The sequence below is a fragment of the Halomarina oriensis genome, assembly GCF_009791395.1.
In the GTDB taxonomy this organism is placed as follows: Archaea; Halobacteriota; Halobacteria; order Halobacteriales; family Haloarculaceae; genus Halomarina; species Halomarina oriensis.
The window spans coordinates 42,090-66,936 of the sequence record NZ_WSZK01000009.1 but is presented as its reverse complement, the minus strand read 5'-3'; the positions used below and the strand labels follow the sequence as shown (position 1 = coordinate 66,936).

General features: G+C 68.2%; 27 protein-coding genes. 10 read left to right on the top strand and 17 right to left on the bottom strand.

From position 1 onward, the window contains the following. Positions 1–48: 48 nt before the first annotated feature. On the bottom strand, positions 49–537 hold the full coding sequence (locus tag GQS65_RS04240; protein ID WP_233265018.1) for a DUF5812 family protein: 489 nt from the start codon (positions 535–537) through the stop codon (positions 49–51). 47 nt (positions 538–584) lie between these two features. Then, the gene (locus GQS65_RS04235; protein WP_158203430.1) at positions 585–1,148 is read right to left on the bottom strand and encodes a hypothetical protein; all 564 of its coding nucleotides are present in this window, start codon (positions 1,146–1,148) and stop codon (positions 585–587) included. 67 nt (positions 1,149–1,215) lie between these two features. Between GQS65_RS04235 and GQS65_RS04230 the strand changes: the two genes are divergently transcribed. Together GQS65_RS04230 and GQS65_RS22070 are read left to right on the top strand one after the other, a co-directional pair. Next, positions 1,216–2,517 carry a glucose-6-phosphate isomerase gene (locus tag GQS65_RS04230; protein WP_158203429.1) on the top strand — a complete coding sequence of 434 codons (1,302 nt, stop codon included), beginning with the start codon at positions 1,216–1,218 and terminating at the stop codon, positions 2,515–2,517. An 88-nt stretch (positions 2,518–2,605) separates the two neighbouring features. Beyond that, complete coding sequence (locus tag GQS65_RS22070) at positions 2,606–3,352, top strand: CPBP family intramembrane glutamic endopeptidase (RefSeq protein WP_158203428.1); 747 nt, start codon at positions 2,606–2,608, stop codon at positions 3,350–3,352. Between the two features lie 232 nt (positions 3,353–3,584). On the opposite strand, the gene GQS65_RS04220 is transcribed toward GQS65_RS22070, so the two are convergent. Together GQS65_RS04220 and GQS65_RS04215 are read right to left on the bottom strand one after the other, a co-directional pair. Then, the gene (locus GQS65_RS04220) at positions 3,585–4,037 is read right to left on the bottom strand and encodes an NOB1 family endonuclease (RefSeq protein ID WP_158203427.1); all 453 of its coding nucleotides are present in this window, start codon (positions 4,035–4,037) and stop codon (positions 3,585–3,587) included. Then, positions 4,038–4,277 carry a PRC-barrel domain-containing protein gene (locus tag GQS65_RS04215; RefSeq protein WP_158203426.1) on the bottom strand — a complete coding sequence of 80 codons (240 nt, stop codon included), beginning with the start codon at positions 4,275–4,277 and terminating at the stop codon, positions 4,038–4,040. A gap of 136 nt (positions 4,278–4,413) precedes the next feature. Between GQS65_RS04215 and GQS65_RS04210 the strand changes: the two genes are divergently transcribed. From GQS65_RS04210 to GQS65_RS04195, 4 genes are all read left to right on the top strand, one after another. Then, the gene (locus GQS65_RS04210; protein WP_233265017.1) at positions 4,414–4,998 is read left to right on the top strand and encodes a plastocyanin/azurin family copper-binding protein; all 585 of its coding nucleotides are present in this window, start codon (positions 4,414–4,416) and stop codon (positions 4,996–4,998) included. Positions 4,999–5,105: 107 nt separating this feature from the next. Next, positions 5,106–6,911 (top strand): translation initiation factor IF-2, encoded by a 1,806-nt coding sequence (infB, locus tag GQS65_RS04205; RefSeq protein WP_158203425.1) that lies wholly within the window; start codon positions 5,106–5,108, stop codon positions 6,909–6,911. A gap of 89 nt (positions 6,912–7,000) precedes the next feature. Further along, positions 7,001–7,228, top strand: coding sequence for a hypothetical protein (locus tag GQS65_RS04200; RefSeq protein ID WP_158203424.1), 228 nt, complete (start codon positions 7,001–7,003; stop codon positions 7,226–7,228). A gap of 124 nt (positions 7,229–7,352) precedes the next feature. Continuing rightward, entirely contained in the window at positions 7,353–8,312 is a 960-nt protein-coding gene (locus tag GQS65_RS04195) for an AEC family transporter (RefSeq protein ID WP_368279814.1), read from the top strand. Positions 8,313–8,381: 69 nt separating this feature from the next. On the opposite strand, the gene GQS65_RS04190 is transcribed toward GQS65_RS04195, so the two are convergent. From GQS65_RS04190 to pepF, 4 genes are all read right to left on the bottom strand, one after another. Next, the gene (locus GQS65_RS04190) at positions 8,382–8,711 is read right to left on the bottom strand and encodes a DUF5811 family protein (protein ID WP_158203423.1); all 330 of its coding nucleotides are present in this window, start codon (positions 8,709–8,711) and stop codon (positions 8,382–8,384) included. A 52-nt stretch (positions 8,712–8,763) separates the two neighbouring features. Next, positions 8,764–9,231 carry a pyruvoyl-dependent arginine decarboxylase gene (locus GQS65_RS04185; protein WP_158203422.1) on the bottom strand — a complete coding sequence of 156 codons (468 nt, stop codon included), beginning with the start codon at positions 9,229–9,231 and terminating at the stop codon, positions 8,764–8,766. 235 nt (positions 9,232–9,466) lie between these two features. Then, positions 9,467–10,690, bottom strand: a complete 1,224-nt coding sequence (gene pan2, locus GQS65_RS04180; RefSeq protein ID WP_158203421.1) for a proteasome-activating nucleotidase Pan2 — start codon at positions 10,688–10,690, stop codon at positions 9,467–9,469. A 74-nt stretch (positions 10,691–10,764) separates the two neighbouring features. Beyond that, a complete protein-coding gene (pepF, locus tag GQS65_RS04175) occupies positions 10,765–12,561 on the bottom strand; it encodes an oligoendopeptidase F (protein WP_158203420.1) in 1,797 nt (598 codons plus the stop codon). A 153-nt stretch (positions 12,562–12,714) separates the two neighbouring features. Here pepF and GQS65_RS04170 point away from each other — a divergent pair, with 153 nt between their 5' ends. After that, the gene (locus GQS65_RS04170; protein ID WP_158203419.1) at positions 12,715–14,064 is read left to right on the top strand and encodes a M28 family metallopeptidase; all 1,350 of its coding nucleotides are present in this window, start codon (positions 12,715–12,717) and stop codon (positions 14,062–14,064) included. 4 nt (positions 14,065–14,068) lie between these two features. Here GQS65_RS04170 and GQS65_RS04165 read toward each other — a convergent pair whose 3' ends face one another. The 6 genes from GQS65_RS04165 to GQS65_RS04140 all read right to left on the bottom strand — a co-directional run bounded on the left by GQS65_RS04165 (position 14,069) and on the right by GQS65_RS04140 (position 18,687). Further along, positions 14,069–14,308 (bottom strand): hypothetical protein, encoded by a 240-nt coding sequence (locus tag GQS65_RS04165; RefSeq protein ID WP_158203418.1) that lies wholly within the window; start codon positions 14,306–14,308, stop codon positions 14,069–14,071. 63 nt (positions 14,309–14,371) lie between these two features. Next, complete coding sequence (gene truA, locus GQS65_RS04160; protein ID WP_158203417.1) at positions 14,372–15,184, bottom strand: tRNA pseudouridine(38-40) synthase TruA; 813 nt, start codon at positions 15,182–15,184, stop codon at positions 14,372–14,374. A 12-nt stretch (positions 15,185–15,196) separates the two neighbouring features. Continuing rightward, positions 15,197–16,501, bottom strand: a complete 1,305-nt coding sequence (hisS, locus tag GQS65_RS04155; protein ID WP_158203416.1) for a histidine--tRNA ligase — start codon at positions 16,499–16,501, stop codon at positions 15,197–15,199. A gap of 113 nt (positions 16,502–16,614) precedes the next feature. Next, positions 16,615–16,959 (bottom strand): DNA-binding protein, encoded by a 345-nt coding sequence (locus tag GQS65_RS04150; protein ID WP_158203415.1) that lies wholly within the window; start codon positions 16,957–16,959, stop codon positions 16,615–16,617. A 141-nt stretch (positions 16,960–17,100) separates the two neighbouring features. Beyond that, the gene (locus GQS65_RS04145) at positions 17,101–17,550 is read right to left on the bottom strand and encodes a 30S ribosomal protein S19e (RefSeq protein WP_158203414.1); all 450 of its coding nucleotides are present in this window, start codon (positions 17,548–17,550) and stop codon (positions 17,101–17,103) included. A gap of 120 nt (positions 17,551–17,670) precedes the next feature. After that, on the bottom strand, positions 17,671–18,687 hold the full coding sequence (locus GQS65_RS04140) for a lysylphosphatidylglycerol synthase transmembrane domain-containing protein (protein WP_158203413.1): 1,017 nt from the start codon (positions 18,685–18,687) through the stop codon (positions 17,671–17,673). Positions 18,688–18,795: 108 nt separating this feature from the next. On the opposite strand from GQS65_RS04140, the gene thiL reads away from it, so the two are divergent. After that, entirely contained in the window at positions 18,796–19,656 is an 861-nt protein-coding gene (gene thiL / locus GQS65_RS04135) for a thiamine-phosphate kinase (RefSeq protein ID WP_158203412.1), read from the top strand. 21 nt (positions 19,657–19,677) lie between these two features. On the opposite strand, the gene GQS65_RS04130 is transcribed toward thiL, so the two are convergent. The 3 genes from GQS65_RS04130 to GQS65_RS04120 form a co-directional block, all read right to left on the bottom strand. Next, positions 19,678–20,778 carry a site-2 protease family protein gene (locus tag GQS65_RS04130; protein WP_158203411.1) on the bottom strand — a complete coding sequence of 367 codons (1,101 nt, stop codon included), beginning with the start codon at positions 20,776–20,778 and terminating at the stop codon, positions 19,678–19,680. Between the two features lie 184 nt (positions 20,779–20,962). After that, a complete protein-coding gene (locus GQS65_RS04125; protein ID WP_158203410.1) occupies positions 20,963–21,205 on the bottom strand; it encodes a DUF7123 family protein in 243 nt (80 codons plus the stop codon). Between the two features lie 273 nt (positions 21,206–21,478). After that, positions 21,479–22,294 (bottom strand): molybdopterin synthase, encoded by an 816-nt coding sequence (locus tag GQS65_RS04120; RefSeq protein WP_158203409.1) that lies wholly within the window; start codon positions 22,292–22,294, stop codon positions 21,479–21,481. Positions 22,295–22,412: 118 nt separating this feature from the next. Between GQS65_RS04120 and pyrH the strand changes: the two genes are divergently transcribed. Together pyrH and lysS are read left to right on the top strand one after the other, a co-directional pair. Then, a complete protein-coding gene (gene pyrH / locus GQS65_RS04115) occupies positions 22,413–23,093 on the top strand; it encodes a UMP kinase (RefSeq protein ID WP_158203408.1) in 681 nt (226 codons plus the stop codon). After that, positions 23,090–24,790: a lysine--tRNA ligase gene (lysS, locus tag GQS65_RS04110; RefSeq protein WP_368279812.1), complete on the top strand. Its 1,701-nt coding sequence runs from the start codon at positions 23,090–23,092 to the stop codon at positions 24,788–24,790. The genes pyrH and lysS overlap by 4 nt, the downstream gene beginning before the upstream one ends. Positions 24,791–24,847 lie beyond the last annotated feature (57 nt).

The window sequence follows — 24,847 nt, the reverse complement described above, 5'->3', positions numbered from 1 at the left end:
CTTTCCTCGCCGGCGAGCGACGGCGACGGCCAGTAGCACGCCGACGCGTTACGGCAGGTAACGAACCGCGACGACGCCCGGTTCGGTCCGCACCTCGACCCGGACCACGTCGTCCATTCGGGCCGCTCGGACCAGCGTCGCCTCGTCGTCGAGCACGTCGTCGACGGCCTCGTCGGTCCGCTCGTCCGGGACGCTGATGACGTGAATCTCTCCCATCCCCGCACGCTCCTCGCGCTTGACCTCGCCGGTCTCCTGAGTGGCCGCGAGGTCCCGTTCCCGCGCGGTCGGCGGTTCCTCGCTCCGCTCGACCCGGAGCGACCGTCGCTCGTCGACCGCGACGACCGACCACGACACCCCCATCGGCGGGACGGCACGCACCGTCGCGTCGAGGACGTCCCCGGCCTCGACACCGGGGTTCTCCGCCAGCGTGTGGACCTGCGAGTCGTCGACGTCTTTCAGAACCGCACTGTCGTCCTCGGCGTGCGTGACGAGAAATCGGCCGGTCTTCTCGGTCTGGTCTCCCATCTCGTCGGTCATGTGCCGAGATAGCGTCTCGGCCCTCTTCGTCGTGTCGTTCCGGCCGTTCAGCCCAGTCGCCGGTGGGCGACGTAGATGGAGAGACCGACCAGCGTCGGCGGGACGACGCTCGTCACCGACGGCAGCGTGTAGAGGACGGCGATGACCGGGGCGAACAGTCCCGAAGGTGTCCCACGCTGGACCGTCTCGCCGTCGAGGACGAACTCCGGCGGGATGGAGATGACCGTAGCGACGTACAGCGACAGCAGGAACAGGAAGCCGAGTCCGGCCATCGTCAGGTCGTAGCGCGTCTCCCCCGCGTCGCGTCGGTGCTGGCGAGCGACGAACAGGACGGGCGCGACCAGTGGCGCGACGGCGAAGAGACCGACGAGGATGAACAGCGACCGGGAGAACGTGAACGTCCCCGCGCCCGCACCGGCCGTCTGGCCGAGCAGCGTCACCAGCGCGAGGGCGAAGACCAGCGTGACCAGCAGGGCGAACAGCCCTCCGACGACGACGTAAGCACGGAACAGCCGCGAGTCGCTGGTACGGAACGCGTAGGGGAACGCCCCGAACAGACCGGAGTACGACCGCTCGTCCTCGTCCGAGCGCTCCTGTGCCGTCTCGCTCATGGGTACCGGTCGGGCGGCGGCCGATTAACGATGCCGGATTTATATGCCGGGCGAGTGAGCCTCGACCATGTACGTCGACATCGGGAACGCGCTCTCGTCGGTGGCCACACCGGGCGTCTCATGCGACTCGCTGGAACGACTCGACGAGCGGGTCGCCGACGCCCACGAGCGTATCGAGCGAGGTATCACCGACCGGGAGTTCGGCTACGCCGCACTCGCGCTCCCGGAGGACACCGACGCCGACGTCATCGAGACGGCCGTCGAACCGCTCGACGACATCGACGTGGACGCCGTCCTCACCGTCGGTATCGGCGGGAGCGCGCTCGGCGCGGCCACCGTCTCGGGCGCGCTCGGCCCCGGCAGTGCGGGGACGTTCGTCCTCGACAACGTGGACCCGCGACGGACCGCCCGACTCCTCGACGACCTGCCGCTGGCCGACACCGCGGTCCACGTCGTCTCGCGTTCGGGAACCACCGCCGAGACGCTGGCGAACTTCCTCGTCGTCCGCGACGCCTACGAGGCCGAGGGCGTCGACTGGACCGAGCGAACCGTCGTCACCACCGGTCCCGACGGTCCGCTCCGAACGCTCGCCGACGAGGAGGACCTGCCCGCACTCGACGTGCCCGACGGCGTTCCCGGTCGGTTCTCCGCGCTCTCGACGGTCGGACTCGTTCCCGCCGCCATCCAGGGACACGACGTGTCGGGCCTGCTCGCCGGTGGGCAGGCCGGCCGCGAGTCGCTCTCGGGTAGCCTGTTCGACTGCCCCGCCTACGCGCTCGGTGCGATTTCGTACGCGCTCGAGGAGCGCGGTGCGTCCCAACACGTCTGCATGCCCTACAGCGAGGACCTGGAGTTCTTCGCCGAGTGGTTCGCCCAACTGTGGGCGGAGTCACTCGGGAAAGACGGCCTCGGTCAGACGCCCGTGCGCGCGCTCGGTGCGACCGACCAGCACTCACAGCTCCAGCTCTACCGCGCCGGCCGCCACGACAAGCAGGTGACGTTCGTCCGTCCCCGCGAGCATCCGGCGGTTCCGATTCCCGAGACGGACGTCGAGGGCCTGTCGTACCTCGGTGGCTCGACGCTCGGCGACCTGCTCGACGCGGAGTTCGAGGCGACCGAAGCGAGCCTCGCTGCCGCGGGGCTGCCGAACGTCCGTGTCGAAATCGACCGTCTCGACGCCGAGAGCGTCGGCGAACTGCTGTACGGCTACGAGGCGGCCTGCGTCCTCGCGGGCGAACTGATGGGCGTCGAGACGTTCACCCAGCCGGCCGTCGAGTGGGGGAAACGCGCGGCCCGTGGCCTGCTCGGCGGTGGCGAGTTCGAGGAGGCCGACGCCGTCGCCGAGAAGCAGCGACTGCTCGTCGAGTGAGCGGCCACGGCGTTCGAGGGTCGCACAAGACATAACCACCGCGTCGCCGTATCGCGGGCATGAACGGCGTCTCGGTCGGGGCGATAGAGTGAGCGAGCGAACCGCCGACGACCTCGCGGCCAAGGACACGCTCCTCGCGGCCACCCTGCTCGCCATCGGTGGCTACGCGCTCGGCAACATCGTTCTGGTGTTCTTCGACGTCCTCCTCGGAGTGGGTGGTATCGAAGTCCTCAACAACCCCCTCCGGGCACAGATCGTCGGAACCGTCGCCATCCAGGGGGTCGCGTTCATCGGTGGCTCCCTGTACTTCCTCGCCGTCACCGACCGCTGGGAACTGCTCCGCGTCCACCTGCCGTCGGCGCGTGACCTCGCGCTCGTCGTCCTCGGCTACGGCCTGTTGACCGGGTCGTTCTACGCCTTCAGCGTCGTCTACGAGGCGCTCGGCATCTCGGCGGCCGAGAGCGGCGTCGTCGCCGCCGGGATGGAGAACCCGATGCTCCTGTTGTTGCTCGTCCCCCTCTCGCTGGTGCTGGTCGGTCCGGGCGAAGAACTGTTCTACCGTGGGGTCGTCCAGGGCTGGTTGCGCGAGTCGTTCGGCCCGGTCGGAGCCGTCCTCACCGCGAGCGTCCTGTTCGCGTCCATCCACGTCCCCGGACTGGTCGGGGCGTCGGCCACGAGCGTCGTGGCCACCCTCGCCATCATCACCTTCCTCGCGGTGTATCTCGGAGCACTCTACGAGTACACCGGGAACCTCGTCGTCCCGGCGCTGGTCCACGGCCTCTACAACGCGACACAGTTCCTCCTCGCGTACGGGCAGGCGACCGGCGGACTCTGAGACCGGTAATGAGTTGTGTCACACCGCGGTCCGACCGGTGGCGGACGCTCGTCTGACTGGCACGTATGAGAGAGTGCGACAGAGACAGACACGTGCGGAGATACACCCTGCTCTGCGAGGACGGCCTGGCGAGAGACGTCGAACGCCTCGCCCACGAGAACGGACCGACACAGGAGGCCGTCGTCCGACAGTTCGTGACGACCGGATTCGACGCCTCGACCGGCAGGACTGACTACCGCTTGCGCGAGAGGTCGCTCCCACAGACGGGACAGCGCCCCTCGTCGTCGTCGAAGGTCCGACCGCAACCGGAACACTGCCAGCGCCACTCACGTTCCTCCTCGATGCCGTCACGGCCGATGGTCTCGACGGGGACGTCGAGGCGACTGGCGACGTTCTGCATCGCGTAGTCGTCGGTGACGAGCGTCGCGTCCAACTCGAACGCCGCGGCGACGAGGTGATAGTCGGTCTCGGAGAGTTCACGGGCGTCGCCGGACCGTTCGGCCGCGTTCTCGACCGTCCGGACCGAACCGGGACTCGGCGCGTGGACGGTCATCCCCGCGCCCGCCTCGGCGTCGAACCGGAGACTCGACTCCTCGTTGAGTTCTTCACGGACCCGCGGGACCGACGCGGTCGGGCCGTCGGCGTCGTACCCGCGGATGAACGCAGACGAGTCGAGGACGCGCATCTACCGGCGGACGACGATGTGGTCTTTGACGGCCTGCACGTTCCCCACGGGGACGAGGTAGCGACCGAAGTCGTTGGTCCGAAAGCCCACGTCGCGGACGCCCTCCTCGGGGTCGACGACGAGGTCGTGGAGTTCGCCCGTCTTCAGGTCCATCGTGATGTTGTACAGCTCTCCAAGCGTGGCCCCGTCGGAGCCGATGACGTCCTTCCCCGACAGGTTCTCGGCGAGTAGCTCGGCCATACCCCTGTTGGGTAGCGACCCCACATAAACGGTCGTGTCCCCGTCAGACACCCGTCGGCTCTCCTGCCCACCGTCGTCGTCCGATTTGGGTGTGAATCCGGGTAACATTGATACGGTACGGAAGAGTTCGAAAGCTATGGACAGACGAACCCTCCTCCGACGGGCGGCACTGCTCGGTGCGGTCGGCCTCGCCGGCTGTGCCAGCGACGACGGCGACTCGACCACCACGACCACCGAGACGGGAGGAATGGATCAGGAGACGACCGAAGGGATGAACGGGGAAACGACCGAGGGGATGGCCACGACCGACACGATGGGCGAGGAGACGACCGACGGCCCCGCGACGACCACGGAAGGGATGGAGACCACGGATGACGCCGGCGAGACGACCGCCGAACCGACCACGGAGCCGACCGAGAGCGAACCACAGGAGTCGGTGACGGTCACCGTCGGGGCCGACGGAGCGGCCCGGTACAGCCCCGACTCGTTCACGCTCGCCCAGGGCGGCGAGGTGACGTGGGAGTACGCGATGGGCGGTCACAACGTCATCCCGGAGTCGATGCCCGACGGCGCGTCGTTCGAGGGGTCGCCCAACGGCGAGTCGGAGACCCAGGACTCGGGATTCTCGTTCAGCGAGACGTTCGACACGGCCGGCGAGTACGCCTACTACTGCAGCGTCCACCGCTCCATCGGGATGGAGGGGTCGTTCACCGTCGAGTGAGTCGGGAGCGGACGCGACCACACCGTGTGATGTGTGACCGAGTCGTGTACCGTTTCTGAAAGACTTAACCGCCGTCACCGGCAGTTTCACATCAAGAGTTCTTCGCCATGTCAGATTCCGACACCACCATGGACGCGGGTGGCGGGTTGCGGACACCTATCGTCGCCGTCCTCGGCCACGTCGACCACGGAAAGACCAGCCTCCTGGACAAGGTTCGCGGCTCTGCGGTCACCTCCGGGGAGGCCGGAGCTATCACCCAGCATATCGGGGCGACGGCCGTCCCCCTCGAGACCATCTCGGACATCGCCGGGCGACTCGTCGACCCGGACGACTTCGACCTGCCGGGCCTGCTGTTCATCGACACGCCGGGCCACCACTCGTTCTCGACGCTCCGCTCGCGGGGCGGTGCGCTCGCGGACATCGCCGTCCTCGTCGTGGACGTCAACGACGGCTTCCAGCCCCAGACGCTGGAGGCCATCGACATCCTCAAACGAACGCAGACGCCGTTCATCGTCGCCGCGAACAAGGTCGACACGACGCCGGGGTGGAACCCACAGCCCGATACCCCCATCCAGCAGTCCCTCGAAGCCCAGTCCGACCGCGCCGAACAGCGACTCAACCAGAACCTCTACGAGATCATCGGCGAACTCTCGGACAACGGCTTCTCCGCGGACATGTACTGGCGCGTCCAGAACTTCCGGGGCAACATCGGCGTCGTCCCCGTCTCCGCCGAGACCGGCGAGGGTGTCCCCGACCTGCTCGCCGTGCTGATGGGCCTCTCCCAGCGCTACATGAAAGAGGACATGTCCATCGACACCACCGGACCGGGGTCGGGGACGGTTCTCGAAGTCAAGGAGGAACGTGGCTTCGGGACGACGCTCGACGTGGTGCTCTACGACGGCACCATCCGGACCGACGACACCGTCGTCGTCGGGGCGAAGAACGACCCCATCGTCACCGACGTCCGGGCCCTGCTCCAGCCACAACCGCTCGCGGAGATTCGCACCGAGAAACGCTTCGAGAAGGTCGACGAGGTGTCGGCCGCGGCCGGCGTGAAGATCGCCGCTCCGGACCTCGACGACGCGCTGGCGGGCGCACCCGTCCGGGTCGTCCGGAACCAGTCCGTCGAGGCGGTCATCGAGGAGGTCGAAGCCGAACTCGCCGAAATCGAGGTCGACACCGCCGAGAACGGCGTCGTCGTCAAGGCCGACACGCTCGGGTCGCTCGAAGCCATCGCCGACGCGCTCGACGAGGCCGAGATTCCCATCGTCCGCGCCGAGGTGGGTGACGTCGCACCGCGCGACATCGCCGTCGCGTCGACGGCCGACGAGACCAAACACGAGGTCATCCTCGCGTTCAACGTCGACGTGCTCCCGGACGCCCGCCGCGAGGCGAGCGACCGGAACATCCGGCTGTTCGAGGACGACGTCATCTATCAGCTCATCGACGAGTACGAGGCGTTCGTCGACGAGATGGAGCGCGAGCAGCAGGACGCCATCCTCGACAAGATCCGCCGTCCGTGTCGGTTCCGCATCCTCGAAGACCACGTCTTCCGCCAGTCGAACCCCGCCGTCGTCGGCGTCGAAGTCCTCTCGGGAACCCTCCGACGGAACACGCCCGCCGCGAAGTTCCAGGGCAACGACCCCAAACGCATCGGGAGCCTGAAAGCCATCCAGAGCCAGGGCGAGGACGTCGACGAGGCCCGTGCCGGTGAACGCGTCTCCGTCTCCATCGACGGCCCGACCGTGGGTCGTCAGATAGACGAGGGCGACGAACTCTGGGCGGAACTGCCCGAGAAACACGCGAAGATACTCGAACAGGAACTGAAAGAGGACATCCCCGGCGACGAACGCGAGGCGCTGTCGATGTACCTCGACAAGCGCCGGAAGGTCGACCCGTTCTGGGGGAAGTAACGACGGCCTATCGACTCTCCCGGTGTGGAACCGCTTGCTCACGCAGGTAATTACTATTAATTAGGAGGGCGTCGTACCGGGTACTCACCATGCCAGCGAGCGAAGCGTCGAGCAGACACGACCTCGTGTTAGCCGCGATTCCGCTGGTGCTCGTGCTCGGCACGGGTGCTGCCGTCGTGACGTCGCTGTCGCTCATGTTCGGTCTGGCGGGCGGAAGCCTGCCGGCGACCGGCATGGTCGGGTACGCGCTGTTCGTGGACCCACCCGACGAGGGCGACAGTCCCGCGGGCCGAGCGCCGGCGGACGGCGAGCGCTGACCGAAACCACTGCGGCGTCGAGCGTCGGACGACTCGACGCTCGACCAGGGGCCGTCGAGCCCCCCTATTCGCCGACCCGAGCCATCCCGGAACGCTTCTAACGTCCACACGCGACTCACCGGACGTGTCGCTGGTCTCGATTTTCACCTCCGCCATCGCCCCCGTGGTCGCCATCGCGGCCGTCGGGTTCCTCCTCGGCCGAGTACGGGGGCTGAACGTCGACCCGCTGAACACCGTCGTCGTCTACGTCTTCGCCCCCGCACTCGTCTTCCACAGTCTACTGACGACGGACATCGGCGGCGAGACGCTGCTGTCGCTCGGCGTGGCCATCGTCTGTTTCTTCGTCGCCATGACGCTCCTCGTGGAGGTGGTGGTCCGAGTCGTCGGTATCGACGAACCGCTCCGGAGCGCGAGCGTCCTCACGAGCGTCTACCCGAACTGTGGGAACTACGGCATCCCGCTCTCGGCGTTCGCGTTCGGCGACGTCGGCCGGGCGACGGCCGTGCTCTACCTCGCCGTCCAGAGCCTCATCATCTACACACACGGCGTCTTCGTCGCTGCCCGGAGCGGCGGCGACGTCGGCCGGTCGGCACTGAGACAGGTGTTCACGATTCCGCTCGTCTACGCCGTCGCCCTCGCCATCCTCGTCCGGGCCGTCGGTCTGACCCCGCCCGACGGCGGGACGCTCCTGTCGACGCTCGAACTCGTCGGCAACGCGGCCATCCCCCTGATGCTCGTCATGCTCGGCAGTCAGCTGGTCGGCGTCGACGTCCGGTCGTCGCTCGGCATCGTCTCGCTGTCGACCGGACTGAAACTGCTCGTCGCGCCTATCGTCGCCATCGGGGTCGCCATCGGTCTCCAGACGGTCGGTCTCGGCGTCGACGGCACGGTGGGGGCGGTGTTCGTCCTCGAATCCGCGACGCCGGCGGCAGTGACGCCGCTCATCCTGCTCGTCGAGTTCGGCGACGAGGACGCCGAGACGGCCGCGGAGTTCGCCAGTTCGGTCGTCCTCGTCTCGACACTCCTCAGCGTGGTGACGGTGACGGTGCTCGTCTCGGTGCTCCAGAGCGGGACGCTGCTCTGAGTGGCGATGGGCCGCTCACCTGAGAGCGACGAGGCCCGACGGCGGTGAGAACGGAGAGCGTCGGGCGTGTCAGCCGGCGGTCGGCGAGACGTCGTTGACGGCCTGTTTCACCTGCATCGCAGCGCCGGCGGCGAGTTCGTGGGCCAGTCCGGTGCGCTCCTCGGCGGTGGCGTCCGCGGCGACGCCGGCACGGACGAGGTCACCGACTGGCGGTTGGATGGCGACGGTTCCCTGTGGCCCCTCCAGTCCCTCTCGCAGGTCGGACCCGACGACGAACTCGTCGGGGAGGAGGTCCCGAATCCGGGCGGCCACTCCTTCGGTCTCGCGGCGCAGTCGCTCGACGGCTTCCGGCGACGGCGTGTCGTCGTGCTGCCCCGCGTACGGTGCGTTGCCGTACATTCGCGGAGAAGAAGGCGGAGCGGGGGTATAAAACGCTCGGGGTTCGACGCGCTCAGAGCAACGGCGTACTTCGACCGTACACGGCGAGGACCAGCGCGGTAGTGTAGCCGTCACCCGTGTCGGCCTCGACCACCTCGCGTCCCTCGTCGACGAACTCCCAGTCCCGTAGACTCATCCCCACTCGCAGTCCGTCGTGGACCTCCTCGCGGACCGTCTCGGCCTCGCGCCCCGACGCCTCGTAGAACAGCCCCGTTCCCTCTTCGGTCGTCGCCCACGCCAGTCCCGCGGCGGCCGGTCCCTCCTCGACCGTCACACGCCCTTCGACGACGGTCAACCGCTCGCCGACCGGTCCGAGGTCCGGTGCGGTCCCGACGCGTTCGACGTGTGCGCCGCTGGGGATGACCGACGACACCGAGACGAGGTTGTAGTTCTCGATACCCGCCTCGGCGAGGGCGGCGTCGTACGACGACATCTCCGTCGGTGCGCTGGCGGTACCCCAGACGACCCGAATCGTTCCCATCGCCGTCGCTAATGGGAGCGCGGAATAACGCCTTTCGCATCGCGGGAGGTGCGCGACGGCGACACATGGCTGGTTGAGACAGGAGATAGGAACGAACGCTGTGCGCTATGCGGTGTGGGGTCACCAGCGCGCTGTACCGCGAGCGAACGAGCGAGCGGCTTTTTCGTGCAGGGTTTTCGAGGCGCGGTGGGCGAGCGAACGAGGTGAGCGAGCGCACCCAACGAAGAAAACGGTGCTATTGGAAGGCGATCGGCGTCCCGGCGGAGTCCTCGCCGTCGACACTGACCTTCTCGTGGGCGTCCTCGAAGTCCTGCATCTCGACGGTGGTTCGGCCGTCGCGGATGGCGAACATCCCGGCCTCGGTGGTGAGACTGGCGAGTTCCGCGCCGCTGAACCCGTCGGTCAGGTCGGCGACGGCGTCCAGGTCGAGGTCCTCGGCCAGCGGCATCTCGGCGGTGTGGATGTCCAGGATGCGCTTGCGGCCCTCCAGTTCGGGGACGGGGACCTCGATGAGGCGGTCGAACCGACCGGGCCGGAGGATGGCGCGGTCGAGCATGTCGAAGCGGTTCGTGGCGGCGATGATGCGAATCTCGCCGCGTTCGTCGAAGCCGTCCATCTCCGAGAGCAGTTGCATCATCGTGCGCTGGACCTCGGCGTCGCCGGAGGTCTTCGAGTCCGTCCGCTTCGAGGCGATGGCGTCGATCTCGTCGATGAAGATGACCGCGGGTTCGCGTTCGCCGGCCAACTCGAAGAGGTCGCGGACGAGGCGTGCGCCCTCGCCGATGAACTTCTGGACGAGTTCGGAGCCGGCCATCTTGATGAACGTCGCGTCGGTCTCGTTGGCGACGGCCTTCGCCAGCATCGTCTTCCCCGTGCCGGGCGGGCCGTGGAGCAGGACACCCGCAGGCGGTTCGATACCGACCTCCTCGAACTGCTCGGGGGCGAGCAACGGCTGTTCGACGGCCTCCCGAACCTCGCGGATCTGCTCGTCGAGGCCGCCGATGTCCTCGTAGCGGACGTCGGGGCTGCCGTCGACCTCCATCGCCTGGGCGCGCGAGTCCGTCTCGGTGCTGAGGACCGACTGGATGGCGAACGAGTCGTTGATGGCGACGCGGTCACCGGCTTCGACCTCCTCTTGGATGCGCGGGACGGTCTCGGTGAGCACCTCCTGGTTGTTCCCGTGCTGTTTGAGGACGACCTCGTCGTCGGCCACCTCCTCGACGGTGGCGATGTATCTCGCGGCGCTCTTCAGCGTCTCGTTCTCTCGCTGGAGGGAGTCGACGTCCTCACTGAGCGACGCGTGCTTGGACTGCGCGGCCTCGATCTGGTCGGAGAGCTTCTCGTTGACATCGACGAGGCGAGCGAAGTGCTGGCGCAGCGCGTCGAGCCGCTCGGACGGCGACATCTCCGGATCGAGTTCGAGCGTGGGCCGATCCGGCAACGAGGGGCTGCGTGACATGTGGGTACTTCCGGTACGCGTCTGAACTAAAAGTGACTTTGGGTAGCCGACGGGCTCCGTCGACCGGTGTCCTGTCAGTCGACGACGAGGTCCCGCATCTCGCCGACGAACTCGCCGTAGGTGTCGATGGCCGACTGGACGGGGTCGGGCGTCGTCATGTCGACGCCGGCGATACGGAGCAGTTCGAGCGGGTACTCGCGCGCACCGGATTCGAGGAAGCGGCGGTACTCCTCGGCGGCCACCTCTCCCTCGTCTCGGATACGGTCGACGATGGCGACGGCCGCGGAGATGCCCGTCGCGTACTGGTAGACGTAGAACGCGCGATAGAAGTGCGGGATGCGCATCCACTCGCGGGCGATGGCGTCGTCGACCTCGGCCGTCTCGTAGTAGGTGCGCTTGAGGTCGCCGTACAGTTCGTCCATCACGTCGGGGGTGAGCGCCTCGCCGGCCTCGCTCTTCTCGTGGGCGCGGTGTTCGAACTCCGCGAACATCGTCTGACGGAACAGCGTCGAGCGGAACCGTTCGAGGTACTCGTCGAGGACGTGCCGGCGGAACTGCTCGTCCTCGACCGTCTCCAGCAGGTGGTGGGTGAGCAGCGTCTCGTTGACGGTGCTGGCCACCTCGGCCACGAATATCTCGTAGTTCGAGTAGACGTAGGGCTGTTCGTCGCTGGTGCGGTCGGAGTGCAGCGAGTGACCGAGTTCGTGGGCCAGCGTGTACATCGACGCGATGTCGTCCTGGTAGTTCATCAGGATGAACGGCTGGCTGTCGTACGTGCCACCCGAGTACGCGCCCGAGCGTTTGCCGGTGTTCTCGTAGACGTCGACCCACCGCGAGTCGAGTCCCTCCGCGAGGCGCTCCTGGTACGCCTCGCCGAGCGGCGCGACGGCCTCGACGATGTACTCCCTGGCCTCCTCGTAGCTCACGTCGGGGCTCTCACCGCCCGCGATGGGCGCGTAGAGGTCCCACATCTGGAGGTCGTCGACGCCCAGCGCCTCCCGTTTGAGGTCGGCGTGGTCGTGGAGCACGTCGAGGTTGTCGTTGACCGTCTCGACGAGCGTGTCGTACACCTCGACGGGGACGTTCGGGCCGTCGAGCGCGGCCTGTCGTGCGGTCTCGTAGTTCCGCGCCTGTGCGAGTTTGCCGTCGGCCTTGACGCTGTTCTTGAACGACGCGCCGACGGCGTTGCGAACCTCGCCCCACTCCTCGTAGAACGACTCGTGGACGCGCTGGCGGAACTCGCGGTCCGGGTTCTTCAGATGCTTCGTGAAGTTCGACTGCGTGACCTCGACCTCCTCCCCGTCGGGGCCTTCGACGCTCGGGAACTCCATGTCGGCGTTCGACAGCATCGAGTACACCTCGCCGGCCGCGCCGGTCACCTCGCTCAACTCCGCGAGCAGGGTCTCGACCTCCGCCGAGCGCGTGTGGGGCTTCATCCGGAGCACGTCGTCGAAGTAGTGGTCGTACTCCGCCAGTTCGGGTTCTTCGTCGACGAACTCCTCGATGGTCTCCCGCGAGACGCTCTGCAACTCGGGTTCCATGAAACTCGACGCCGAGGACGCGCTCGCGTACAGCGACTGGGCGCGCGCCTGGAACGCCTGATACTCCTGGTCGCGGGTGTCCTCGTCGCTCCGCATGCTCGCGTACGAGTAGACGTTCGAGACGAGTCGCATCGTCGCTTCGAGCTGTTCGAGCGTCGCCAGCAGCGTCGCGGCGTCCGTGGTCATCTCGCCCTCGTAGGCCGCGAGCGCCTCGATTTCTGCCTCGGCGTCCTCGTAGGCGGCCTCCCACGCCTCGTCGTCCTCGTAGAGGTCCGCGAGGTTCCACTTGTACTCCTCGTCTATCTCCCCCCGTTCGGGAACCGAACTCATGGCTGAGGCTTGCTGGCACGGGTGTTAACGCCGTCGGTTCACCGCGCTGTCACGCGCTTTTCGACCCTCGAACGAGGACACGCCGGACCCTCGTCCGCGTCACCGTCGGCGACCGGGTGCTACAGTTTTCACCTCGACGTGCGAACCGCCGCCATGGACGACGACACCGCCGCCGCGCTCGGACGCGCGTGGCGCGACGACTTCCCCTGGCAGTTCCTCACCCGACTCACCGAACTCGGCGACCGGATGGGTGGCTCACCCGGCGAGCGACGGGCCGCCGAACTCGTCTCGGACGCGCTGTGCGACGTCGGAGCCGACCCCGACGTCGAACCGTTCGAGATGAACCGCTGGACGCGTGGCGACGCCGAACTCGCCGTCCGCACCGAACGGGACGGTGACCCGGTCGAGCGCTCGTTCGAGACCATCGCCCTCCCGTACTCCGCTGCGGGCGACGTGACCGGGCCGCTCGTGGACGTGGGCTACGGCACGCCCGACGAGATAGCCGACGCGGGCGACGAACTCGCGGGCGGTATCGCCGTCGCCAGCACCGACACGCCTCCGGAGAAGGGCCGGTTCGTCCACCGGATGGAGAAGTTCGGCCACGCCGCTGCCGCGGGCGCGAAGGCGTTCGTCTTCGCCAACCACGTCCCCGGCCAGCTCCCACCCACTGGCTCGCTTCGGTTCGACGCGGAGGCCGCGATGCCGGGCGTCGGCGTCTCGACGGAGACGGGCGACTGGCTGACCGAGTACGCCGCGATGGGTGCGGAGGCCACCGTCCGCGTGAGCGCGACCACCGAGCGAGGGGAGAGTCGGAACATCGTCGGAACGCTCGGCCCCGACACCGACGAGGAGGTGGTCGTCGTCGCGCACTTCGACGCCCACGACATCGCCGAGGGTGCACAGGACAACGGCTGTGGCATCACGACCGTTCTGACCGCCGCCCGCCTGCTGGCCGCGATGGACCTCGACTGTCGCGTCCGCCTCGCGGGCGTCGGCTGTGAGGAGACGGGCCTGATGGGTGCGGAGGCGCTGGCCGACTCGCTCGACCGCTTGTCGGTGAAGGCGGTGGTCAACGTCGACGGCGCGGGCCGGGCCCGGAACCTTCGGGCGTACGCCCACGGCCACGACGAGGTCCGCGCGTTCGCCGAGCGGGTCGTCGAGGACGCGGGCCAACCGCTCGCCGTCACCGAGACCCCCCACCCCTACAGCGACCACTGGCCCTTCCTCCGGGCGGGCGTGCCGGCGCTCCAGCTCCACAGCCAGCCACCGGCGGGTGCAGAGCGCGGCCGTGGCTGGGGCCACACACACGCCGACACGCGCGACAAGGTCGAGGTCCGGGACGTCCGCGAACACGCGATGCTGACCGCGCTGCTCGTCGCCGAACTCACCCGGGAGGCGGCGTTCGAGCGGGTCGACGCGGAGCGGCTCGCCGAGCAGTTACGCGAGGCCGACGCCGAACGCGGGATGCGGGCGGCCGAGCTGTGGCCCGACGAGTGGGACTGACCGGTCAGTTCGACGACCGGTCGGCCGCCTCGGCCGTCGCCGCCTCGACGAGTTCCCAGAGCGCCTCCAGCACGAGGTACGACCCGACGAGCAGGCCCGCGAGGAGTGCGAGAGCGAACAACACCGGGCCGAGGACCGGAACCGCCGCCAGCAGACCGCCGACGAACTCCGCGACGGCGACCACCGCGACACCGGCCGTCACCAGTTTCGCACAGTGCCAGACGACGGCGGAGTCCGCGCTCATCGAACCACCGCGTGGGAGGGAACTGTCATCGACGAACCTTCGTCGCCGTCGTGAAAACTGTTCTCACGGAGGGCCGACGCCGTCGCGGAGACGCGCGGCGACACGAGCGCTCGTCTCGTGGTCGACACGCCGTGTCTCGAACACTTCGTGAGCGCTCTCGGCCGCGTCCTCGTCGCGCTCGAAGGCCAGGTCCGGGTACGTCACGTCCGTGAGGACGAGCGGTTCGGGCGGTGCAGCGCCGACGGCGTCGCCCCCGCCCAACCGTTCGTCCGAGAGCACCCGGTCGACGAACGGGGGCGCACGCACGCCGGTTCCGACCGCGCCGACGAGCGTCGCCAGTCGACGCACGAACGACCGCGGGAAGCCGTCGGCGCGGACGACGACGACGAGGAACGGCCCGTCAGCCGAGAGCGCCGCGTCGAGCGTTCGTTCGGTGCCGGCGTCGTCGGGCGTCAGGTTGTGGAAGTCGTGGCTCCCGGCGAGTCGGTCGAGCGCCTCACGCGCCCGCTCGGCGTCGGCGTCGGGCGCGTGGAGGTGGTAGGTGTACTCCCGTTCGGTCGCGTCGTGGGTCGCGTGGAACGCCTCGGGGACCTCCGCGCTCGCCCACGCCCGGACGTCGGCGGGGAGTTCGCTGTTGACCGCTCGCGGTGTACACCACGCCGGACAGTCGAACGCGACGGTCTGGGCGAGCGCCGAGACGCCCGCGTCGGTCCGACCGGCGGCGGCGTAGCCGGGCGGTCTGAACCGCTCGCCGTCGTAGACGCCGAGTCGCGCCAGCGCGTCGAACAGCGTCCGCTCGACGGTCCGCGCGTCGGGTTGGCGCTGGAAGCCGCGAAACGCCGTGCCGTCGTAGGCGACGCGGAAGGCACGTTTCATCTGCGCGCTGACTCAGGCGAAGTCGTCGTACGTCGGTCGCTCGGCCTCGTCGAGGAACCCGTCGAACGGCGCTGTCGTCTCGTCGCCGCTCGCCATCTCCTTGACCGTCACCTCGCCGTTCGCCAGGTCACGCTCGCCGACGACGACCACCGTCTCGGCGTTGATACCGTCGGCGTAGCCCAGTTGCGAGCCGAACCCGCGGTCGGCGACGTCCGTCTCGACGACGAACCCACGCGACCGGAGTTCGCGGGCGACCTGCCCCGCCTCGCTCCGCGTGTCACCCACAGCGAGGACGTAGTAGTCCGTCGACAGCGCCTCCTCGGGCCAGACGCCCGCTCGCTGGAGCAGGAGTGGCAGGGTGGAGTTCATCACGCCCAGTGCGACGCCGACGGCGGGGGTCGGCTGACCGCCGAAGTCCTCGATGAGGTCGTCGTAGCGGCCGCCGCCGAACACCGAGCGGCCGACCTCGCCGGTCGTGTCGAAGCACTCGAAGACGATGCCGGTGTAGTAGTCCAGTCCGCGAGCGGTGTCGAGCGCGACGGTGCAGTACTCGCGCGCGCCGAAGTCCTCGGCCGCGTCGAGGACCGCGTCCAGGTTCTCGACGGCCCCCCGGACCCGGTCGGTGCCCGCGAACTCGACGAGTTCCTGCCGGTCGTCGGTGTCCAGCAGGTCGTCGAAGCGCTGAGCGTCGTCGTAGGTCAGCCCGGCGTCTTCGAGCAGTCCGTAGTACTCCGCCGTCTCGACCGTCTCACGCTTGTCGACGGCGCGGATGGCGGCCTCGGTGTCGACCTCCCGGTCGAACGAGTCGAGCAGTCCACCGAGGATGTCGCGGTGTGAGACCTCGAACTCGAAGTCGTCGGCCGTCAGACCGAGTTCGACCAGCGCGTCCGCCGCGAACGCGAGGATTTCGGCGTCGGCCTCGGGTGCGGACGCGCCGAAGATGTCGACGTTCGTCTGGTAGAACTCGCGGAACCGGCCCTGCTGGACCTGTTCGTAGCGCCAGAACGGCCGCGTGGAGACCCACTTGATGGGCTTCGAGAGCTCCTGGCCCTTCGCGACGACCATCCGAGCGACCGTCGGGGTGAGTTCGGGCGTCATCGTGACGTGGCGGCCACCCCGGTCCTCGAAGGCGTACAGTTCGTCTACGATGTCGTCGCCGCTCTTGTCCGTCCACAGTTCGGCGTGTTCCAGCGCGGGCGTCGCTATCTCCCGGAACCCGTAGCGTGCCGCCACCGACTCCACCGTGTCGACGGTCTGACGGTGTGGCGACATCTCGGCGGGGTAGAAGTCACGGAACCCCTTGATGCGCTCGTACATACTCGCTCCTCACGCGAGACGTACTTGAAGCATCTGATACCACGACACCGCGCCGCACGACGGCGGCCCTCGTCACGTCGAGCGTCGGAGCGGGGAGACGAGAGAACCGACGACTACCGTCGACTGATGTTGAAGCTCTGCTTGTCCGGCGTCATCTCCTGGAGCAGGTCTTTCATCTGGTCCTCGTCGATCTGGTTCTGGATGCGGCCGGACTGGGCGAGCGCGACGAGTTGCTGTTCGATCTGCTCGCCGCGGTCGGGTTTCGACATCTTGACCGTGTTCAGCCGTTTACGCGCGCCGTCGGTGAGGTACTGACGCAGGACGGCCTTCTTCTGGGCTTCCGCCTGCTCCTGTTGGGCCTGCATCGCCTCCTCGTCGACCTCACCGCCCTGCTGTTGTTCTTTCAACTGCTCCATCTTCTTGCGTCGAAGCTCTTCGAGTTCGTCCTCGTCTGGCATACACGCCCGTTGGGGAGTCCGAAACAAAACCGTGACGCCACGAGCGCCGTGGAAGCCGATGGGCGCGGCGAACTGACCGGTGGACGGCGTCCTCGCCGAACGTGACGGTGAACTCCGAGAATCGGCCGGCAGGGACGCTGCTTACGCGTAGCGTTCGAGTTCCGGCCGGTCGAGGTCCTCGAGTACCTCGCTGGCGGTGTTGTCGAGGAGTGCGCGGCCTTCACCGGAGATGCGGCGACCCTCACCCTCGGCGATTTCGACGTAGCCGGCCTCTTCGAGCTGTTGGAGGATGGTGCGGATGACCTTCCCCGAGGAACCGGTCTTCCGGTCCGGTCGGACGCGGTAGCGCGTCGACCCCTTCTTCGAGCCGCCGTAGCGCGAGCGGAGTCGCTCGACACCGACGGGCTGGTCCTTGGCGATGGTGCGGAGGACGCTCGCGGCGCGGGTGTTCCAGAAGTCCTCCTGTTCCGGTGGTAGCTCTCTCGAGACGCCGGTCTTCGAGTAGGCAGCCCACTCCGGTTCCTCCAGGTCGAGTTCCGCGGCGACGGCCTCGATGAGGGCGTCGGCCGGGACGTCGTAGAACGTCGTCATTACCCCAACACTCCCCCGCGCGCCGTTTAAGGGCATCGATGGTTCGCTGGCGTGCGAGACGTTGTCGTGGGGTTCGGGGACGTTCGTCGACACGCGTCCGGTCCGAGGGGACGGCCGGTCTCACATCCGGTCCAGCCCGAACCACGCCGCCGCACCGCCGCCAGCCACCGTCGGGAGCCAGTAGGTCGCCGTCCGGTGGATGAGGACGGCCGCCGTCGCCGTCGCCGCCGTGACGCCCGTCGTCGGGACGAGGAGGGTGATGAGGACGGCCTCGATGCCACCGAGTCCGCCGGGGAACGGGGTGACCGACGCGATGGAGCCGATGGGGACGATGAGCAGCGCGGCCGCCAGCGGGACGCGCGCGCCGAGGGCGTACAGCGAGAGCCACAGCGACGTCGACAAGGCCAGCCAGCCGATGGTGGCGAACCCGAGCGCCAGGACGAGCTGTCGACGGTCCTCCGCGACGCGCTCGACGGCGTGGAAGAAGCCGTCGACGCGGACGCGAACCGACTCCTCGGTCGGCGGCTGACGCCCCGGAAGGAGCCGATAGACGGCCCCGAACCCCGAGGTCAGTAGCCGGGTGAGTCCGTTCTCCACTGCCTCGCGGCGTCGCCAGAGCACGTAGCCGGCCACCGGGATGGCGACGGCGAGGACGCCGACGACGGCGCTTGCGACCTGGAGCTGGCGACCGAGCGTCGTCGTCACGGCGTAGTACCCGAGTCCGACGGCGGCGATGGAGAGGGAGGGAAACAGGTTGAGCGCGTCGACGCTGGCGATGGCCGCCAGCCCCGTCTCGTAGCGGTTCTCCGTCGCGTCGGCGATGAGGAAGGCGGTGACGGGTTCGCCGCCGGCCTGCCCGAACGGCGTGACGTTGTTGGCGAACACCGCTGCGGTGTAGATGCCCACCGCTTTGACCGTCGAGATGGGCGTCCCGACGACGGTGAGCACGATACGTAACGACAGCCCCCAGGAGACGAGCCACGCGAGCGCGACGAACGGGAGGAGGACGAGGATGGCGGGGTCGGCCATCGAGACCGCGTCGACCGTCGCATCGACGCCGACGAACACGAGGAGTCCGGCGAGGACGAACAGTGCCGCGAGAAAGCCCGCGACCGTCGCCCGTACGTCGATGTCCATACGACCGTGGGCGGGCGTCGAACGCTTGAAACCACCGAACCCGGCCGATGACGCGGCGACGAGGGGCGAACCACAACGCGTTTTCGCACGCTCCGCCCACCACCGCGTATGGACGAACGGGCCGCGCTCGCACTCATCGATGGGACGCTCCCCGCGGCGGGCGACGACGCCGCCGTCGTCGACGACCTCGTCGTCACGACCGACATGCTCCACGAGACGACGGACTTCCCGGCGGGGACGACCCGCTACACCGCCGGCTGGCGGGCCGTCGCCGCGTCGCTCTCGGACGTGGCCGCGATGGGGGCCGAGGCGACCTGTGCGGTCGCCGTCTACGCCGCCCCCGCGTTCGACCCCGACGACCTCGAAGCGTTCCTCGACGGCGCACGCGAGGTGTGTGCGAGCGTCGACGCCGAGTACGTCGGCGGTGACCTCGACGACCACGAGGAGTTCACCGTCGCCACGACCGCTATCGGCCGGACCGAGGACCCCGTCATGCGTGCCGGGGCGTCGCCCGGCGAGGCGGTCTGCGTGACCGGCACGCTCGGGCGAACGGCCGCCGCGGTCCGACTGTTCCCCGAGGACCCCGAGCGTGCCAACGAACTCTTTCGCTTCGAGCCACGGGTCGCCGCCGGCCGTGCGCTCGCGGCCCACGCCAGTTCGATGATGGACTCCAGCGACGGTGTGGCACGCTCGCTCCACCAACTGGCCGAAGCCAGTGGCTGTGGGTTCGCCGTCGAGGGCGGCGCGCTCCCCGTCCACCCCGCCGTCGAGTCGGTCGCCGAGGACGACGCCGACGACCGCGAACTCGCCGTCCACTACGGCGAGGACTTCGAACTGGTCTTCACGACGGCCGACCCGGCGGCCGCGCGGGCGGCCGCACCGACCCCGGTGACGGTGCTCGGTGAGGTGACCGACGACGGTGTGACGATAGACGGCGAGTCGCTGCCCGACCGTGGGTACACACACTGAGCGTCGAACGGGCCCGCCCGGTCAGATGACGAAGGTGAACGGGACGGGAGTGAAACAGAGCAGGCCGAGGACGAACGTCAGGACGCCGACGGCCATCCGGCGTGCGCCCAACTCGTCGTCGAGGACGGGCGTCGCCGGACCGGCGTACGCCAGGCCGATGGCGATGAGGCCCCAGAAGAACCACAGCGTGATGGCCTGGAGTTCGACCTCCTGGACCAACAGGAGGTAGCCACCGAGACCGAACAGTCCCGCCGGCACCATCGCGGCCACCGTCTCCTGACGCTCGCCGAGCATCGCCCGGACGAGGTGGCCGCCGTCGAGTTGGCCCACCGGCAGGAGGTTGAGGAAGGTGACGAACATGCCGACCCACCCGCCGACGACGACCGGATTGACCCGCGCGCCGGGCGGGTTCAGGTCCGCACCGGTCGACGCGGCGATGAACCGGATGAGCGGCGGGTAGTTCAACTCGCCGATGCCGTAGACGGGACCGGCAGCGACCGGTTCCAGTTGGAGTCCGATAGCCGTCACGACGATGGCCGCGGCGAGGCCCGCGAGCGGACCGGCGACGCCGATGTCGAACAGCGCCTTTCGGTCGGGGATGCGGCCCTTCATCTTGATGACCGCCCCCATCGTCCCGAAGATGGTCGGGACGGGGATGAAGTACGGGAGCGTCGCGTTCACGTCGTGGTGCCGACTCATCACGTAGTGGCCGAGTTCGTGGATGCCGAGGACGCCGAGGACGGCGGCGGCGAAGGGCCACGTCTGGAGGACGGAGAGCGGGTCGTCGAGCGAGACGGTCGCACCGTACCACTCGACGCCAGCGAACAGCGTCGTCACGACGGTCAACAGCGCGAAGACGACGTTCTTCCAGGGAACGCCGTCCAGTCCGGTCGACCGTGGTTCGGCGACGAGGACGTGCTCGCCGGTTCGGACCTGCAAGGTCACCTCGTAGCCCGCGTCACGGAACAGCGGCCAGACGTGTCGTTCGAGGACGTCCGGTGAGACGATGGGGTCGCCGTAGTACAGCAGGCGGTCCCCCTCCCGGTGTGTCTCGTAGACGCGAAAGACCGACCGGAGGGCGTAGATGGGAGGGCCTGCTCGGGGTTCCTCGAACTCGTCCATCTACGACACACAACGGTCGCTGGTGGGATAAACTTCCTGCCGGTGGGCCGTGAGCGGTGGCTCGGCGGTCGGTACGTGAGTAGCGTGTTCGGGGACCGAGAACGGGGGGTCGGTCGGGGACCGCTTCGGAGGGCGCGGGGTGCGCGGACGGCGGGAGTTGGGACGGTCGGGAGCGTGTGAGGGGTTACGCGAGCGCGACGCGCCACGTGGTGGCGCTGGTGTAGGACCACTTCTCGATCTCGAGGTCGGTCGCCGTGTCACGGAGTTTGACCATCAGCGCGCCGATCTCCTTCGGCGAGAGACCGACGTCCTCGGAGATGAACTTACCTTTGAAGTACATCTCGCCCTGCTCCGCCTGCGAACGCAGGTACGAGCGGAGTCGGTCTTCTTTGCTTTCGGTCTGTGTGGAGGGTGCGGTTGCGCTCATTGTCTGACCTCGCTCCCTGCTTGCTCCGCCGGGAGCATATAAGGGTGAGAACCTTAGCATAACTTCACACCATTTCGCTACAGAAAAAGTCCGCTCGGATCTTTCACGAAGACCTCAAAGAGCTTTAGACCTTTTAGAACCCGTTCTAAGACTTTTGTTCCCCGGTGTTTCGGTTGTCGCAGAGGAGGTCGGTCTCCGGTGTTTTGCGGCGTTAATCGCGGCGAACCGGTGTAATGCCACCGTTATTTCCGTGCAATAAAGTGTGAATCCACATCACGACCGGTCGTGGACCCAGAACTCCTCGTCGGTCGTGACCTCCTTCTTGAATATCGGCACTTCGGCCTTGAGACGGTCGATACCGTCCGACACGGTCCGGAACGCCTCACCACGGTGGCCGGCCAACACGACGACGAAGACGATGTCCTCGCCGTCGGGGATGACTCCCGAGCGGTGGTGCATTCGGACCTCGAAGACCCCCTCCCGTTCCTTTAGCTCCCGCGAGATGGCCGCCATGCGCTCCTCGGCGACGCCCTCGTACATCTCGAACTCCAGCAGTTCCGTCCGGGCGTCGTCGGCAGCGTCTTTCGCGCGGACGCGTCCGGTGAACGTGGCGATGGCTCCCGAGCGCTCGGCGTCGGGAGAGGCCTTCGCTGCGGCCACGAGCGATTCGAGCGTCTCGTGGGGCTCCGTCGCCTCGATGGTGCCGACGAGCGCGTCCAGGTCAGCGTCGTCGGCGTCGACTGCCGTCAGGGCGCCGTCGGTGTCGGACGCCGTCGGTGCCTCGCCCGCGACGATCGTCGGGAGTCGCGTCCCCTCGAAGCCGTCGGCGAGCAGGTAGTCGTACTCCGGCGCACAGTCGTCGAGGACCTCCCGTAGCGACCGGTCGTGACCGAGTGCGGTCCACCCGTCGCCCAGTCCGTAGGTGACGGCCGCGCCCTCGCCTCGGAAGCCGACGCCCGCCTCGAATCCCGGTTCGGGTGGGGCAGACAGGTTCGAGACGGTTGCGACCCGGCCCTCGACGGCGAGTCGGCCTACGAGTCGTTCGACGAGCGCCGTCGAGTCCGACCCGACGACGGAGACTGCGTACATGTCTCGTGTTCACCGTGCCGTCGGCTTGAGGTTTGCTCTCGAACGAGCTTCGTCCGCTCGTTCCGAACCGCGCACTCCTTGGCAACTCTTAAACGCCACACAGAGTTACCCGCAGTCAATGAGAGCAGTTGTTTCTGTGGGTGGCAGTGTCCTCGCGCCGGGACTCGACAGTGGGCGGGTCGCGGCGTACGCGGACGCCATCGAATCGCTCCTCGACGAAGGGGTCGAACTCGGCGTCGTCGTCGGGGGCGGGGGCGTCGCCCGCGACTACATCCGGACCGCACGCGAACTCGGGGCCAACGAGATGGCGCTCGACCAGCTCGGCATCGGCGTCACGCGCCTGAACGCACGACTCCTCGTCGCCGCGCTGGGCGAGCAGGCCGCACCGACGCCCCCCGAGGCGTACGAGGACGCCGCCGTCGCGTTCCGTCGGGGCGACGTCCCCGTGATGGGCGGGATGATTCCCGGCCAGACGACGGACGCCGTCAGTGCGGCGCTCGCCGAGACGGTCGGTGCGGACCTCCTCGTCTTCGCCACGAGCGTCGACGGCGTCTACTCCGCGGACCCGAGCGAGAACCCCGACGCGAAGAAGTACGACGAGATCGCCACCGGGGAACTGGTCGACATCATCGGCGACATCGAGATGACCGCGGGGTCGAACGCCCCCATCGACCTGCTCGGTGCGAAGATCGTCCAGCGCTCGAACACGCGGACGCTCGTGCTGGACGGCGAGAACCCGGAGTCCGTCTACCGCGCCATCGCCGACGGCGACCACGACGGGACGGAGGTCGTGCCGTGAGTTCCGGCCCCGAGGAGTCCGCCGATGGCGACGCCTTCGACGCCGACCCGCTCACCTCGGGCCGGGACGAGCGCGAGGAGTCGAACGAGGGCCACCGCGTCTTCTGGGCGGACGCCGTCGCCGACGAAATCGAAGCCCGGAACCCCGAGGAACCCGTCATCGTCAAGGGCGGCGTCTCCCCCTCGGGCGTCCCTCACATCGGCCACCTCAACGAGATAATGCGCGGCTACTTCGTCGCACAGGCGCTGCGTGACCGGGGCTACGAGGTTCGGCAGGTGTTCACCTCCGACGACAGGGACCCGCTTCGGAAGGTCCCGCGAACGCTCTCGACGCTGGAGTGGGACATCGTCGGCCTCGGCGACACCGAGAACCCCGGCGCGCTCGGGAAGAACCTCGGTCACCCACTGACGAACGTCCCCGACCCGTTCGGCTGCTGTGACTCGTTCGGTGCCCACCAGACGAAGCTCCTCGAACGGATGGCCGAGGCGATGGGCGTCCCCATCGAGGTGACGTCAAACACCGAACTGTACGAGGAGGGCGCGTTCGACGACGCCGTGAGGACGGTGCTCTCGAAGGCCGACACCGTCCGCGAGGTGCTCGCGGAGTACCAGGACAAGGTCGACGAGTCGTACGTCCCGTTCAACCCCGTCTGTGCGAACTGCGGGAAGATAACCGAGGCCGTGACGAGCGTCGACCTGGAGGCCGGCACGGTCGACTACCGCTGTTCGGACATCGAGGCCGGCAACCGAACCATCGAGGGCTGTGACCACGAGGGGACGGCGACGTTCCGCGAGGGCAAACTCCCGTGGCGACTGGAGTGGCCCGCACAGTGGCAGGTGCTGGGCGTCGACCACGAACCGTTCGGCAAGGACCACGCCGAGGGGTCGTGGCCCTCCAGCGAGCACGTCGTCCGCGAGGTGTTCGACGCCGAACCGCCCGTCCCGATGGTCTACGAGTGGTTCACCTACGACGGCGAGGCGCTGTCGTCGTCGTCGGGCCACGTCATCACCGTCGACGACGTGCTCTCGATGCTCGACGTCGAGGTGTTTCGCTACTTCTTCACGAAACAACCGAAGCGCGCCCGCGACTTCGCCGTCTCCCGACTCGACCAACTGGTCGACGAGTTCGACCGCTTCGAGGGCGTCTACTTCGGCGACGTGAGCGTCGGGGAGCGCGAACGCGCCCTCGCACAGCGGGCGTACCCGATGTGTGTTCCCGAGACCCGCGAGGGCGTCGAGCGTATCCCGTACACGTTCGCCGCGGTGCTCGGGATGACCGACGACGAGGACCTGCGCGAGACGATGGCCCGCCGGAGCGGTCACCTCACCGACGACGCGCCCACGTGGGCCGTCGAGAACGCACTCGCCCGCGTCGAGAAGGCCCGGACGTGGGCCGTCGAGACGGACAACGAGTACAACTACCGCCTCGCCGAGGACCTGCCCGACGTCGCGGTGAACGAGGACGAAGCCGCCGCGCTGGACGCGCTCGCGGCGTTCGTCGAGGCCGAACGACGGGACGAGGAGGCCGTTCAGGAGCGGGTCTACGAGTCCGCCCGCGACAACGGCGTCGAGGTGGGCGACTTCTTCACGCTCGGCTACCGCCTGTTCCTGAACGAGGAGCAGGGGCCACGACTCGGCCCGTTTCTCGCCGCGCTCGACCGGACGTTCGTCGTCGAGCGGTTGCGTCGGGAGTCGTAGTCGCCAGCGGCAGGGCCCCGACGGACGCGAGGGATAAGCCTCATAGCCGCCTCCCCC